This is a genomic window from Enterobacter sp. BIDMC92 (genome assembly GCF_001030225.1).
GTDB classification, from domain to species: Bacteria; Pseudomonadota; Gammaproteobacteria; order Enterobacterales; family Enterobacteriaceae; genus Enterobacter; species Enterobacter sichuanensis.
In genome coordinates, this window is the sequence record NZ_KQ087598.1 from 213,521 (window position 1) to 227,417 (window position 13,897).

12 protein-coding genes and 1 riboswitch are annotated in these 13,897 nt (G+C 56.3%); of the genes, 2 read left to right on the forward strand and 10 right to left on the reverse strand.

The features are described from left to right. The first annotated feature begins 4 nt into the window (after nucleotides 1–4). On the forward strand, nucleotides 5–4,228 hold the full coding sequence (rpoC, locus tag SP99_RS01035) for a DNA-directed RNA polymerase subunit beta' (protein WP_008503454.1): 4,224 nt from the start codon (nucleotides 5–7) through the stop codon (nucleotides 4,226–4,228). 57 nt (nucleotides 4,229–4,285) lie between these two features. Here rpoC and SP99_RS01040 read toward each other — a convergent pair whose 3' ends face one another. The 10 genes from SP99_RS01040 to SP99_RS01085 all read right to left on the reverse strand — a co-directional run bounded on the left by SP99_RS01040 (nucleotide 4,286) and on the right by SP99_RS01085 (nucleotide 13,023). Further along, nucleotides 4,286–4,603, reverse strand: coding sequence for a PTS lactose/cellobiose transporter subunit IIA (locus SP99_RS01040; protein WP_025759618.1), 318 nt, complete (start codon nucleotides 4,601–4,603; stop codon nucleotides 4,286–4,288). 3 nt (nucleotides 4,604–4,606) lie between these two features. Beyond that, complete coding sequence (locus SP99_RS01045; RefSeq protein ID WP_014882067.1) at nucleotides 4,607–4,912, reverse strand: PTS sugar transporter subunit IIB; 306 nt, start codon at nucleotides 4,910–4,912, stop codon at nucleotides 4,607–4,609. Nucleotides 4,913–5,058: 146 nt separating this feature from the next. After that, the gene (locus SP99_RS01050) at nucleotides 5,059–6,600 is read right to left on the reverse strand and encodes a sensor domain-containing diguanylate cyclase (RefSeq protein WP_047957504.1); all 1,542 of its coding nucleotides are present in this window, start codon (nucleotides 6,598–6,600) and stop codon (nucleotides 5,059–5,061) included. Nucleotides 6,601–6,936: 336 nt separating this feature from the next. Beyond that, the gene (thiH, locus tag SP99_RS01055; protein WP_047957505.1) at nucleotides 6,937–8,064 is read right to left on the reverse strand and encodes a 2-iminoacetate synthase ThiH; all 1,128 of its coding nucleotides are present in this window, start codon (nucleotides 8,062–8,064) and stop codon (nucleotides 6,937–6,939) included. After that, nucleotides 8,061–8,831, reverse strand: a complete 771-nt coding sequence (gene thiG, locus SP99_RS01060; RefSeq protein WP_047957506.1) for a thiazole synthase — start codon at nucleotides 8,829–8,831, stop codon at nucleotides 8,061–8,063. Before thiG ends, thiH begins: the two co-directional genes overlap by 4 nt. Nucleotide 8,832: 1 nt before the next feature. Then, nucleotides 8,833–9,033, reverse strand: a complete 201-nt coding sequence (thiS, locus tag SP99_RS01065) for a sulfur carrier protein ThiS (RefSeq protein WP_025759613.1) — start codon at nucleotides 9,031–9,033, stop codon at nucleotides 8,833–8,835. Further along, complete coding sequence (locus SP99_RS01070) at nucleotides 9,017–9,772, reverse strand: HesA/MoeB/ThiF family protein (RefSeq protein ID WP_047957507.1); 756 nt, start codon at nucleotides 9,770–9,772, stop codon at nucleotides 9,017–9,019. The genes thiS and SP99_RS01070 overlap by 17 nt, the downstream gene beginning before the upstream one ends. After that, nucleotides 9,765–10,400, reverse strand: coding sequence for a thiamine phosphate synthase (gene thiE, locus SP99_RS01075; protein WP_047957508.1), 636 nt, complete (start codon nucleotides 10,398–10,400; stop codon nucleotides 9,765–9,767). The genes SP99_RS01070 and thiE overlap by 8 nt, the downstream gene beginning before the upstream one ends. Next, entirely contained in the window at nucleotides 10,400–12,295 is a 1,896-nt protein-coding gene (gene thiC / locus SP99_RS01080; RefSeq protein WP_025759609.1) for a phosphomethylpyrimidine synthase ThiC, read from the reverse strand. Before thiC ends, thiE begins: the two co-directional genes overlap by 1 nt. A gap of 79 nt (nucleotides 12,296–12,374) precedes the next feature. Continuing rightward, nucleotides 12,375–12,483, reverse strand: a riboswitch (TPP riboswitch). Nucleotides 12,484–12,537: 54 nt separating this feature from the next. Beyond that, a complete protein-coding gene (locus SP99_RS01085) occupies nucleotides 12,538–13,023 on the reverse strand; it encodes an Rsd/AlgQ family anti-sigma factor (protein ID WP_025759608.1) in 486 nt (161 codons plus the stop codon). A 95-nt stretch (nucleotides 13,024–13,118) separates the two neighbouring features. Here SP99_RS01085 and nudC point away from each other — a divergent pair, with 95 nt between their 5' ends. Next, on the forward strand, nucleotides 13,119–13,892 hold the full coding sequence (nudC, locus tag SP99_RS01090) for an NAD(+) diphosphatase (protein ID WP_047957509.1): 774 nt from the start codon (nucleotides 13,119–13,121) through the stop codon (nucleotides 13,890–13,892). The last annotated feature ends 5 nt before the right edge of the window (nucleotides 13,893–13,897 follow it).

Consider the following 13,897-nt stretch of genomic DNA (forward strand, 5'->3'; position numbering starts at 1 on the left):
ATCCGTGAAAGACTTATTAAAGTTTCTGAAAGCGCAAACTAAAACCGAAGAGTTTGATGCGATCAAAATTGCTCTGGCTTCGCCAGACATGATCCGTTCATGGTCTTTCGGTGAAGTTAAAAAGCCGGAAACCATCAACTACCGTACGTTCAAACCTGAGCGTGACGGCCTTTTCTGTGCGCGTATTTTCGGGCCAGTAAAAGATTACGAGTGCCTGTGCGGTAAGTACAAGCGCCTGAAACACCGTGGTGTGATCTGTGAGAAGTGCGGCGTTGAAGTGACCCAGACCAAAGTGCGTCGTGAGCGCATGGGCCACATCGAGCTGGCGTCTCCGACCGCCCACATCTGGTTCCTGAAATCTCTGCCGTCCCGTATCGGTCTGCTGCTGGATATGCCGCTTCGCGATATCGAACGTGTTCTGTACTTCGAATCTTATGTGGTTATCGAAGGCGGGATGACAAACCTGGAACGTCACCAGATCCTGACTGAAGAGCAGTATCTGGACGCGCTGGAAGAGTTCGGTGACGAATTCGACGCGAAAATGGGTGCGGAAGCTATCCAGGCCCTGCTGAAGAGCATGGATCTGGAGCAAGAGTGCGAGCAGCTGCGTGAAGAGCTGAACGAAACCAACTCCGAAACCAAGCGTAAAAAGCTGACCAAGCGTATCAAGCTGCTGGAAGCGTTCGTGCAGTCTGGTAACAAACCAGAGTGGATGATCCTGACCGTTCTGCCGGTTCTGCCGCCAGATCTACGTCCGCTGGTTCCGCTGGATGGTGGTCGTTTCGCAACGTCTGACCTGAACGATCTGTATCGTCGCGTCATTAACCGTAACAACCGTCTGAAACGTCTGCTGGATCTGGCTGCGCCGGACATTATCGTACGCAACGAAAAACGTATGCTGCAGGAAGCGGTAGATGCCCTGCTGGATAACGGTCGTCGCGGTCGTGCGATCACCGGTTCTAACAAGCGTCCTCTGAAATCTTTGGCCGACATGATCAAAGGTAAACAGGGTCGTTTCCGTCAGAACCTGCTCGGTAAGCGTGTTGACTACTCCGGTCGTTCTGTAATCACCGTAGGTCCATACCTGCGTCTGCATCAGTGCGGTCTGCCGAAGAAAATGGCACTGGAGCTGTTCAAACCGTTCATCTACGGCAAGCTGGAGTTGCGAGGACTCGCCACCACCATCAAAGCCGCTAAGAAAATGGTTGAGCGTGAAGAAGCTGTCGTTTGGGATATCCTGGACGAAGTGATCCGCGAACACCCGGTACTGCTGAACCGTGCACCAACCCTGCACCGTCTGGGTATTCAGGCATTTGAGCCAGTCCTGATCGAAGGTAAAGCTATCCAGCTGCACCCGCTGGTTTGTGCGGCATATAACGCCGACTTCGATGGTGACCAGATGGCTGTTCACGTACCGCTGACGCTGGAAGCCCAGCTGGAAGCGCGTGCGCTGATGATGTCTACCAACAACATCCTGTCTCCAGCGAACGGTGAACCTATCATCGTTCCTTCTCAGGACGTTGTATTGGGTCTGTACTACATGACCCGTGACTGTGTTAACGCCAAAGGCGAAGGCATGGTGCTGACTGGCCCGAAAGAAGCTGAGCGTATTTATCGCGCTGGCCTGGCCTCTCTGCATGCGCGCGTTAAAGTGCGTATCACCGAATACGAAAAAGATGCAAACGGCGAATTCGTTGCGAAAACCAGCCTGAAAGACACGACCGTTGGCCGTGCCATTCTGTGGATGATCGTACCGAAAGGTCTGCCTTTCTCCATCGTCAACCAGGCGCTGGGCAAGAAGGCAATCTCCAAAATGCTGAACACCTGTTACCGCATTCTGGGCCTGAAGCCGACCGTTATCTTCGCTGACCAGACAATGTACACCGGCTTTGCTTATGCAGCGCGTTCAGGTGCATCTGTTGGTATTGATGACATGGTCATCCCAGAGAAGAAACACGAGATCATCTCTGAAGCGGAAGCCGAAGTTGCTGAGATCCAGGAGCAGTTCCAGTCTGGTCTGGTTACCGCGGGCGAGCGCTATAACAAAGTTATCGATATCTGGGCAGCGGCGAACGATCGTGTATCCAAAGCGATGATGGATAACCTGCAGACCGAAACCGTGATTAACCGTGACGGTGTCGAAGAGCAGCAGGTTTCCTTCAACAGCATCTACATGATGGCCGACTCCGGTGCGCGTGGTTCTGCAGCACAGATTCGTCAGCTGGCAGGTATGCGTGGTCTGATGGCGAAGCCAGATGGCTCCATCATCGAAACGCCAATCACCGCGAACTTCCGTGAAGGTCTGAACGTACTCCAGTACTTCATCTCCACGCACGGTGCGCGTAAAGGTCTGGCGGATACCGCACTGAAGACAGCGAACTCCGGTTATCTGACGCGTCGTCTGGTTGACGTTGCGCAGGATCTGGTTGTGACCGAAGACGATTGTGGCACCCTCGAAGGTATCACCATGACCCCGGTTATCGAGGGTGGTGATGTTAAAGAGCCACTGCGCGATCGCGTACTGGGTCGTGTGACCGCGGAAGACATCCTGAAGCCGGGTACCGCAGACATTCTGGTTCCACGCAACACCCTGCTGCACGAACAGTGGTGTGACCTGCTGGAAGCGAACTCTGTTGACTCCGTGAAAGTGCGTTCCGTTGTATCCTGTGACACCGACTTTGGTGTATGTGCGCACTGCTACGGTCGTGACCTGGCGCGTGGCCACATCATCAACAAAGGTGAAGCCATCGGCGTTATTGCGGCACAGTCCATCGGTGAGCCGGGTACACAGCTGACGATGCGTACGTTCCACATCGGTGGTGCGGCATCTCGTGCGGCTGCTGAATCCAGCATCCAGGTGAAAAACAAAGGTAGCATCAAGCTCAGCAACGCGAAATCGGTTGTGAACTCCAGCGGTAAACTGGTTATCACTTCCCGTAACACCGAGCTGAAGCTGATCGACGAATTCGGTCGTACCAAAGAGAGCTATAAAGTGCCTTACGGTGCGGTTATGGCGAAAGGTGATGGCGAGCAGGTTGCCGGCGGTGAAACCGTTGCAAACTGGGATCCACACACCATGCCGGTTATCACCGAAGTAAGTGGTTTCATCCGCTTCACTGACATGATCGACGGCCAGACCATTACTCGTCAGACCGACGAGCTGACCGGTCTGTCTTCTCTGGTGGTTCTGGATTCTGCTGAACGTACTACCGGCGGTAAAGATCTGCGTCCTGCGCTGAAAATCGTTGATGCTCAGGGTAATGACGTTCTGATCCCTGGTACCGATATGCCTGCGCAGTACTTCCTGCCGGGTAAAGCGATTGTACAGCTGGAAGATGGCGTACAGATCAGCTCTGGTGACACCCTGGCGCGTATTCCTCAGGAATCCGGCGGTACCAAGGACATCACCGGTGGTCTGCCACGCGTTGCGGACCTGTTCGAAGCACGTCGTCCGAAAGAGCCGGCAATCCTGGCTGAAATCAGCGGTATCATCTCCTTCGGTAAAGAGACCAAAGGTAAACGCCGTCTGGTTATCACACCGGTAGACGGTAGCGAGCCATACGAAGAGATGATTCCTAAGTGGCGTCAGCTCAACGTGTTCGAAGGTGAACGTGTAGAACGTGGTGACGTGGTTTCCGACGGTCCAGAAGCGCCGCACGACATCCTGCGTCTGCGTGGTGTGCATGCTGTTACTCGTTACATCGTTAACGAAGTACAGGACGTATACCGCCTGCAGGGCGTTAAGATTAACGATAAACACATCGAAGTTATCGTTCGTCAGATGCTGCGTAAAGCAACCATCGAAAACGCGGGCAGCTCCGAGTTCCTCGAAGGCGAGCAGGTTGAATACTCACGCGTCAAGATCGCTAACCGCGAACTGGAAGCGAACGGCAAAATCGGTGCGACCTTCTCGCGCGATCTGCTGGGTATCACCAAAGCGTCTCTGGCAACCGAGTCCTTCATCTCTGCAGCATCGTTCCAGGAAACCACTCGTGTCCTGACCGAAGCCGCTGTTGCAGGTAAGCGTGATGAACTGCGCGGTCTGAAAGAGAACGTCATCGTGGGTCGTCTGATCCCGGCTGGTACCGGTTATGCGTACCATCAGGATCGTATGCGTCGTCGTGCTGCAGGCGAACTGCCAGCCGCACCGCAGGTTACTGCTGAAGATGCATCCGCGAGCCTGGCAGAACTGCTGAACGCAGGTCTGGGTGGTTCCGACAACGAGTAATCGTTGAGTCGCTAATAAAAAACCCGCTTCGGCGGGTTTTTTTATATCTGTACAATTTCAGTTTACTAACGGGATCCGTCGATACAGCTCAATCATATCGCCCGCCAGATCCTGTATGACCATCGCGTTCATCAGGTGATCCTGGGAGTGGACGGTGATCAGGTTTACCGGCAGTTTTCCGCTGCCTTCATCAAGACCGATAAGCTGCGTCTGGATCGTGTGCGCATGCTTCACATATTCCCGCGACTCTTCCATCGCTTTCTCGGCTTCGGTAAAGTCGCCTTTACGCGCCATCTGCAACGCCGTGAGGGCAGCACTGCGTGCCGCACCCGCATTGACCAGCAGTTCCATGATCGTTGTTTCTAAATCTTCCATGGTTCACTCCAGAAGTTTGAGCGCTTTTTCCAGTACGGCATCACCTTTCATCATGCCGTAATCCATCATGTCGATCACCGCGACCTTTTTACCCAGAGGGTCGGCCTGCGCCTGGAGTTTCGCCTGCTCGTATTTCACCTGGGGCCCCAGCAGAACGATGTCGGCCGTCGCGATGTTGTCTTTAAACTCCGCAACCGGAACGGCTTTAATGGTGACTTCTACTCCTTTTTTCTGCGCGGCGTCTTTCATACGTTGAACCAGCATGCTGGTTGACATTCCCGCTGCACAGCATAAAACGATGTTCTTCATAATCAGCCTCGATCTACATGTGTTTATTGATAATTATCCCGTGCAGAACGCTTCAACAACCGCTTTACCGCGATTGTGTGTCAGGCATCACAAAGAAATCAGCATTTTTCTGAAACCGGTTACAATTTTGCCAGACATCGCGAAAATCAGCCGACGGAGGTGCGAAGAATGCGGTTTTTCCCCTGCCGCTTCGCACTGTAGAGAGCGTTATCCACACTTTCTACAAATTGCTCCAGCGGTTCGAAATGCCACTCCCCAAGACCACCGCTGAACGTGACCCGCAGGTTTTCCTCCCGCCAGACGCGCTTTTCAACCGCGGTACGCCATGCCTCCAGTAAGGAGAAGGCGTCCGCGATCTGCCCGGCCTGGAAGACCACCGCGAATTCCTCTCCACCGTAGCGGTAAACCGGGACGTGGTGCGGCTGCATGATCTGGATCCCTTCACGGGCTACGTTGCGCAGGACAATATCACCGGTCAGGTGGCCCAGGGTGTCGTTAATCGACTTAAAGTTATCGATATCTACCAGCGCCATCGCAAATGGCTGCTGGGCATTCAGCAGTTCCGCGACATCGCTGTCGAATGCGCGGCGGTTTTTACAGCCCGTCAGCGCATCGTGAGTCGCCTGGCGCACATAGGCCATCTCGCGCTCTTTATTCGACTGGATCGTGTGGCTCAGCATGGCTTCAAGACGCGGTGCCTCGCTGACATCGCCGGTTTTGATGGCATTGATAATGTGCATCAGCACGCTACGCGAGGCGTGTCGGAGGTATAAGCCAAAGAGAATGATAATGATGGCCGCCAGCGCGAATCCCCAGCCAACAATCGTCGTTTCGTGGCGGGTAATATCGGTGAGCGTATCACCTGATACCCGGTAGATGACAAACCAGTCCGGGTTAGTAAAGGAGTAGTAGTAATACCAGGCATTGCTTTTCTTGTCGTACAGGTGGCCTTCGCCGCTGGTCATTTTGTCCATCAGCGCTTCGCTTACGTACTTTTTGAAAAGCGCGCCGGTATCAGGGTGAAGCACGACGGCACCGTCACGTTCGACGACGAAGAATTCTCCCTGCACGGGCGCCACCATCTGACGCAGCGTATAGCCCATTGAGGTCAAATCGAGATGAAACGCGATCGTTCCCTTTAGTCTTCCTTCCGGTGAAATCAACGGTTTATAGAGTGTTACTGTCGGATGGCCGGTGAAGTAGTCCATGTAGGGGCGCGTATAGTGGCTGAAGATACTGGCTTCCGCCTGGGCGATAAACCACGGGCGCGTCCGGGGATCGAAGGTTTTACCCTTCTCAGTGGGGAGTACTTCCGGTGCGCGCAGATAATGCCCCTGCGTGTCGGCAAGCGAAATGGAGGAGACGGTCGGCATCAGGTTTTGCAAATGCATCACCATCTGCAGCCCCTGCGTCGGGTTGACGTTCAGCGTCTCGTTTAGCCTGTCGTCGCGCGCGAAGTATATCGCGGCGCGGCCAAGGATATAGTCATTTTCACGCAGGATGGATTCGGTGTAGTTCACCGCCAGGTTGTGCGTGAAATTGCTATTAATCTTGTGATAATCCTCAAGAAAATCTTTTCGCTGCGAAAGCGTCACCGCAATCGCGATCACCGCAAAACTGCAGAGGATCCCCGCGAAGCTGAGCATGATTGGCCGGGTAAAAGAGAGCTTTTTGCTGTGAAGTGCCATGAGTTGTACATCGATCCTGATGGTGAATACTTTTCGTCTGCCGATATCCTCTCAGCATAGTCGCTGTCCTGCGGTTAGCGGTGAATTATACGGAACATGATTACTGACGGGATGATTTATCTTAAGGATCATTAAGAAAATACTTATTAAACGGGCGTGCGCTTTTTGCGCAATTAATCAGAGGCAGGGCGAAACGAGGAAGAAGCTTTTCGCCCTGGCCAGCATCCGTTGCTGACCCTGCGACGATAAAAAACCGGATGAGTGCTGGCAATCATCCGGTTGTGACTCTCCGTAGCGCCTCGACACTTTTTTATCGGGTTGCGGTACGTTGCAACATTATTGTGAGGCTCTTCCCAGCCAGCTGTCCCAGTCTTTCCAGACCGGTTGTAATCCCTGAGCGCTCAGGGCGGCAGCGACCGCTTCCGGACGCCGCCCGTCATGCGGTACAAACTGCTCCAGCTCCGGGCGATCGTCGGCGTAGCCACCAGGTTGCGTTTTGGAAAACGCGCTGACGTTGTTGATCGCGAGTGGGACCACGCGATCGCGAAACGCCGGCGATTCACGCGTTGACAGGGATAACTCCACTTCCGGCGCGAGCAGGCGAAACGCGCAGATGGTCTGCACCAGCTGGCGTTCATCCATAAGCGACGCCGGTTCAATCCCGCCAGCGCAAGGTCGCAGCCGGGGGAAAGAGATGGAATAACGGCTCTGCCAGTAGTGCTGCTGGAGCCACAGGAGATGTTCCGCCACCATGTAGCAATCCACCCGCCAGCTGTCGGAGAGCCCGATCAGCGCACCCAGACCGATTTTGTCGATGCCAGCGCGGCCCAGTCTGTCCGGGGTCTCCAGGCGGAAGATGAAATCCTGTTTCTTCCCCTTAAGATGATGCCGGGCATAGGTCGCCTCATGGTACGTTTCCTGATAGACCATGACCCCGTCCAGACCAAGCGTTTTGAGCTCCGCGTACTCCTCCTGCGAAAGAGGCTGCACTTCCATCTGCAACGACGCGAACTGACGACGAATAGCGGGAAGGTGCTGGCGAAAATAGTCCATTCCCACCTTCCCCTGATGTTCGCCCGTTACCAGCAGCAGATGCTCGAAGCCCATTTCACGGATGGCCGCACACTCACGGGCAATCTCACCCTCATCGAGCGTTTTACGCTTGATGCGGTTGCTCATGGAGAAACCGCAGTAGGTACAGTCATTAGCGCACAGATTCGAAAGATAGAGCGGTACGTAGAAGCTCACCGTGTTGCCAAAGCGCTGACGGGTAAGCCGCTGGGCACGCTGGGCCATCGGTTCGAGGTACGCACTGGCCGCCGGCGAGAGCAGGGCCATCAGATCCTCGCGGGTCAGATGTCGGGCCTGCAATGCCCGCTCCACGTCGGCCGCCGTTTTGCTGTTGATGCGCAGGGCAATGTCGTCCCAGTTAAGCTGCCGCCAGCGCTCGGTAAACGTCCTCATGAGATCGCCTCCAGAAAACCGGTCAGCGGGCTGGTGGCCTGTGCCTGAAAACTGCGTGAACCGGGGCCGGATGCTCTTGCCAGCAAGCCGGCTTCGACAGCCATGCGGAACGCGCGGGCCATCGTGACCGGATCGTCGGCAACCGCGATGGCGGTGTTCACCAGTACCGCATCGGCACCCATCTCCAGCGCCTGCGCGGCGTGGCTGGGTACGCCAATGCCAGCATCTACCACCACCGGCACGGTGGCCTGTTCGATGATGATTTCCAGCATCGCGCGGGTTTCCAGCCCCTGATTGGAGCCGATAGGCGCGCCCAGCGGCATGACGGCGGCGCAGCCGACCTCTTCCAGCCGTTTACACAGCACGGGATCGGCCCCGCAGTAAGGCAGAACAGTAAAGCCTTGCTGCACCAGCTTTTCAGCCGCTTTCAGCGTTTCGATGGGATCGGGCAGCAGCCAGCGCGCGTCCGGGTGAATTTCCAGCTTGAGCCAGCGTGTGCCCAGCGCTTCACGGGCCAGCTGAGCCGCAAAAATCGCCTCCTCGGCGGTTTTCGCACCGGAGGTGTTGGGCAGCAGCGTGACGCCCGCTTCCAGTAAGGGAGCCAGAATGGCGTCGCTGTGGTGGCGCAGATCCACGCGCTTGAGCGCCAGCGTCACCAGCTGGCTGCCGCTTTCCCGAATGGCGTCCACCATCAGCTGCGGCGAGGCGAATTTCCCGGTTCCGGTAAACAGATGCGAATCAAAAACTTTATCAGCAATACGTAACATCTCAGCCCCCTGCGATAACCTGAAACAGCAGGATCTGGTCGCCCTCATTGACCTGCTGATGTTCCCACTGCTCGCGCGGCAGGATCTGTTGATTGAGTGCCAGCGCCGTTCCCGGCCTGAGCTGGCGCAGCTTGTCGAGCAGGACGGCAACGGTGAGGCCGTCATCGCATTTCATCGGCTCATCGTTAAACAGAATGCGCATCGTGGCCTCCGCACACCGGGCAGCGGCTGTCACGGTGCAGCGCCAGATGGCGCCAGCCGCTGGAGCGGGCATCAAACAGCCGCAGGGTATTGCGTTCCGTCTCCATGCCGCTGAGTAACTTGATGGCTTCCAGCGCCTGCATGGTGCCCATTACGCCGACCACCGGACCAAGAATGCCTGCCGTGCGGCAGTTGCGTTCCGGCTCGGCATCATCCGGCCACAGGCAGCGATAGCAGCCCTGTGCCCACGGTGGCGTCAGGACCATCATCTGGCCGCCGAACCCCACCGCACTGGCGGTGACGAGGGGGGTATGCGTGGCCACGCAGGCGGCGTTGATCGCCTGGCGCGTCGCCATATTGTCGGTACAGTCCAGCACCACATCAGCAAGGGCGACTTCACGCTGCAAATTTTCGCCGCTGAGCCGCTCCTGGCGCGCAATAAGCGTAATATCCGGGTTCAATTGATTCAGTCGCTGGCGGGTAATACGCGCTTTGGGCTGGTTGACATCCTCCGTGGTAAAAAGGATTTGGCGCTGCAGGTTACTGAGATGCACGTCGTCGTCATCGGCCAGCACCAGCGTGCCCACGCCGGCGCCTGCCAGATAGAGCGCGGCAGGTGCGCCTAATCCTCCCAGACCAACAATCAGCGCCCGGCTGGCGAGCAGTTTTTGCTGCCCATCGATGGCAATATCCTCCAGCAGGATCTGGCGGCTGTAGCGCATAAAATCACGATCATTCATCACCTGCTCCTGCCAGCTGTAACAGCTGTTCAGTGGCGGTCTGCCAGTTTGCGGCCTGGGTGATGGCGCTGACGACGGCAATACTGCCAACGCCCGTCTCCAGCACCGCCGGCGCCCGTTCAAGGCTAATGCCGCCGATGGCGACGGTAGGATAATCGGCAAGGCGTTTGACGTGACCCGCCAGCTGCGTCAGCCCCTGCGGTGCGGAAGGCATCTGTTTGGTTTGCGTCGGAAAGACGTGACCGAGCGCGATATAGGAGGGGCGAGCCGTCAGCGCCACGTCGATCTCCATGTCGTCGTGCGTTGACACCCCCAGCCGTAATCCGGCGTCCCGGATAGCGCTCAGGTCCGTTGTTTCCAGATCCTCCTGACCCAGATGCACGCCGTAAGCCTGGTGCTTAAGGGCCAGTCGCCAGTAGTCGTTGATAAACAGACGGGCGTGATACTGGCGCCCCAGCGCAATAGCGGCGACCACATCCGCCTCCACCTCGTCATCGTGTTTATCCTTGATGCGCAACTGGATCGTGCGAACGCCTGCCTCCAGCAAGCGCGCTATCCACGCCACGCTGTCCACCACCGGATAGAGCCCTAAACGGTAGGGAACGGGTGGGAAATCGGGCTGGTACATTACGCCTCCTCTTTTTTGAGGTAGATTTCGCCGCCTTTGGCGCGGAAGGTTTCAGACATGTCCGCCATGCCCACTTCAATGGTTTGCGTGGCGGCGTAATCGCGTACTTCCTGGCTGATTTTCATCGAGCAGAATTTCGGCCCGCACATGGAGCAGAAGTGCGCGACTTTGCCCGATTCCTGCGGCAGGGTCTCGTCGTGATAGGCGCGGGCGGTGAACGGGTCCAGCGCCAGGTTGAACTGATCTTCCCAGCGGAATTCAAAGCGCGCCTTCGACATGGCGTTATCACGGATTTGCGCGCCGGGATGGCCTTTCGCCAGGTCCGCGGCGTGGGCGGCGATTTTGTAAGTAATCAGCCCCTGCTTCACGTCCTCTTTGTTAGGCAGGCCGAGGTGCTCTTTCGGCGTCACATAGCAGAGCATGGCGCAACCGAACCAGCCGATCATCGCCGCCCCAATCCCGGAGGTGAAGTGGTCATAGCCTGGCGCAATATCGGTGGTCAACGGCCCCAGGGTATAGAATGGCGCTTCGTGGCAGTGCTCCAGCTCTTCGGTCATGTTGCGGCGGATCATCTGCATCGGCACATGTCCCGGGCCTTCAATCATCACCTGCACGTCATACTCCCAGGCGATTTTGGTCAGCTCGCCCAGGGTATGCAGCTCGGCAAACTGCGCTTCGTCGTTGGCGTCGCGAATGGAGCCCGGACGCAGGCCATCCCCCAGCGACAGGGAGACATCGTACGCGGCGCAGATTTCGCAGATCTCGCGGAAGTGTTCGTAGAGGAAGTTCTCTTTATGGTGCGACAGGCACCATTTGGCCATGATGGAGCCGCCGCGTGAGACAATACCGGTCAGACGTTTCGCCGTCATCGGCACGTAGCGCAGCAGTACGCCCGCGTGAATGGTGAAGTAGTCTACGCCCTGTTCAGCCTGCTCCAGCAGCGTGTCGCGGAAGGCTTCCCAGGTGAGGTCTTCGGCAATGCCGTTGACCTTCTCCAGGGCCTGGTAGACGGGCACCGTTCCGATAGGAACCGGGCTGTTACGCAGGATCCACTCGCGGGTTTCGTGAATATAGCGCCCGGTTGAGAGATCCATGACCGTGTCCGCACCCCAGCGCGTTGACCAGACGAGCTTTTCCACCTCTTCTTCGATGGAAGAGGTGACGGCCGAGTTACCGATATTGGCGTTAACCTTCACCAGGAAATTGCGGCCGATAATCATCGGCTCAGATTCCGGGTGGTTGATGTTGGCGGGGATAATCGCACGGCCTGCGGCCACCTCATCACGCACAAACTCCGGCGTGATGTTCTCCGGCAGGCGAGCGCCAAAGCCTTCGCCCGGATGCTGATGGCGGAGCACTTCGCTGCGGATGCGCTCGCGCCCCATGTTTTCACGGATAGCGATAAACTCCATCTCCGGCGTGATAATACCCTGGCGCGCATAGTGCAACTGGGTCACACGTTTGCCCGCTTTCGCCCGTTTCGGCGTCAGCAGTCCGGCGAAGCGCAGCTCGTCAAGACCGTCGTCGGCCAGACGCGCTTTGGTGTAAGCCGAACTGCGATCAGACAGCGCTTCGCAGTCATTACGTTCATCAATCCATGGCTGGCGCAGTTTCGCCAGACCCTGCTGCACGTTAATGGCAACAGCAGGATCGCCGTACGGGCCGGAGGTGTCATACACCGGCACAGCTTCGTTGTCTTCATACTGCGGGTTATCTTTGCTGCCGCCGATAAGCGTCGGGCTCAGCTGGATTTCACGCATCGGGACGCGGATATCCGCCCGGGAGCCGGAAATGTAGATGCGTTTTGAGTTCGGGAAAGCAGTGCCTTCCAGGGTATCAATAAAGTGTTGGGCCTGTGCGCGCTGTTCGCGGCGGGTCAGTTTTGCAGTAGACATAGCTCATTCCAAAAGTGAAGGACATGGCTTGTCAGACGACGGATGAAGCAAGAGAGGATCGCCCAGGGGGCGATACAACAGCAGTGTGACTCTTGTTCCCTTCGCAGGTATTAACCTGATCAGGTTCCGCGGATCCCGAATTAACGGTCTCAGCCCGGCTTTCGCTCTGGGCACTCCGACAAGAAAAATCCCCCTCGTGAGAGGGGCGAATGGTTGTAAATTACTCGTTAACGATTAAGAACTCAAGCAGGGCGCACGATGTTATCTTCGGGGCTGGCATCCAGGACGAGGCTAATCAGCTTATCTTCCAGCGTGAATCGCTCTTCCAGCGCTTCGCCAAGGTCGGAAAGCGCCTGCTGGAACTCAAGATAGTTATCGTGATCGATGGCGTTCTCAAGCGTGGAATCGTAGTAATCCATGATCTGTTGGGTGTTGGCTTCCAGCAGCGGATAGAGTTTGCTGGCCGCTAAATACGGTGTTGTCCCTTCCATTTCGCGGATAATGCGTTCATAAATATTGAAATGGCCGTCGGACAGATAGTCGACCAGGCTCTGACAAAAATCATCCAGCGCTTTTTCATTCAACCGCATAAACGATTCTTTGCCAGGCTTAATACCGACCAGATTGTAATAAGCCACGAGTAGATGCTTGCGCACATGTAGCCAGCGATCCACCAGTTTGTTACTTCCTCTAACGCGCTCAGTCAGGCTTTCCAGCTGGTTTAACATGGTCGACTCCGCAAAGTGTAGGATTGAATCTGCTCATCCAGAATGTAACCACAATGCTAACAACATGTCAGTGAAGCGAAGGTAGTGCAATAGATATGGATCGTATTATTGAAAAATCAGATCTCGGTTGGTGGATCGTCAGTCACGAACAAAAATTATGGCTTCCTGACGGGGAGATCCCTTATGGCGCAGCAGAGAGGTTCGATCTTGTGGGCCAGCCGGCGCTGAAAATCGGCGAATGGCAGGGAGATGCGGTGTGGTTGATCCAACAACCCCGCCGTCAGGAGATGGGATCGGTTCGACAGGTGTTGGATCTGGATGTGGGCCTGTTCCAGCTGGCGGGGCGTGGTGTACAGCTGGCGGAGTTTTACCGCTCGCATAAATACTGCGGCTACTGCGGTCACACTATGCACCCGAGCAAAACCGAGTGGGCGATGCTCTGCAGCCACTGCCGCGAACGCTACTACCCACAAATTGCGCCGTGCATTATCGTCGCTATCCGCCGGGAGGATTCTATCTTGCTGGCCCAGCATACCCGTCATCGCAACGGCATTCATACCGTGCTGGCTGGTTTCGTTGAGGTGGGTGAAACGCTGGAGCAGGCGGTGGCGCGCGAGGTGATGGAGGAGAGTGGGATTAAAGTGAAGAACCTGCGCTACGTGACCTCCCAGCCCTGGCCCTTCCCGCAGTCGCTGATGACGGCCTTTATGGCCGAATACGACAGCGGCGAGATCGTTATCGATCAGAAAGAGCTGCAGGAAGCGAACTGGTATCGCTATGACGATTTACCGCTGCTTCCCCCACCGGGCACCGTGGCGCGTCGGCTGATAGAAGATACCGTGGCGATGTGTCGGGCCGAGTATGAGTAGTGTTA

Bases quoted from the DNA above. Each gene is read 5' to 3' on its own strand.
- thiS (WP_025759613.1), bottom strand. From the start codon at position 9,033: ATGCGCATTCTGTTTAACGATGAGCCGATGAAATGCGATGACGGCCTC.
- SP99_RS01045 (WP_014882067.1), bottom strand. From the start codon at position 4,912: ATGAAGAACATCGTTTTATGCTGTGCAGCGGGAATGTCAACCAGCATG.
- thiE (WP_047957508.1), bottom strand. From the start codon at position 10,400: ATGTACCAGCCCGATTTCCCACCCGTTCCCTACCGTTTAGGGCTCTAT.
- SP99_RS01070 (WP_047957507.1), bottom strand. From the start codon at position 9,772: ATGAATGATCGTGATTTTATGCGCTACAGCCGCCAGATCCTGCTGGAG.
- SP99_RS01040 (WP_025759618.1), bottom strand. From the start codon at position 4,603: ATGGAAGATTTAGAAACAACGATCATGGAACTGCTGGTCAATGCGGGT.
- SP99_RS01050 (WP_047957504.1), bottom strand. From the start codon at position 6,600: ATGGCACTTCACAGCAAAAAGCTCTCTTTTACCCGGCCAATCATGCTC.
- thiH (WP_047957505.1), bottom strand. From the start codon at position 8,064: ATGAGGACGTTTACCGAGCGCTGGCGGCAGCTTAACTGGGACGACATT.
- thiC (WP_025759609.1), bottom strand. From the start codon at position 12,295: ATGTCTACTGCAAAACTGACCCGCCGCGAACAGCGCGCACAGGCCCAA.
- SP99_RS01085 (WP_025759608.1), bottom strand. From the start codon at position 13,023: ATGTTAAACCAGCTGGAAAGCCTGACTGAGCGCGTTAGAGGAAGTAAC.
- thiG (WP_047957506.1), bottom strand. From the start codon at position 8,831: ATGTTACGTATTGCTGATAAAGTTTTTGATTCGCATCTGTTTACCGGA.
- nudC (WP_047957509.1), top strand. From the start codon at position 13,119: ATGGATCGTATTATTGAAAAATCAGATCTCGGTTGGTGGATCGTCAGT.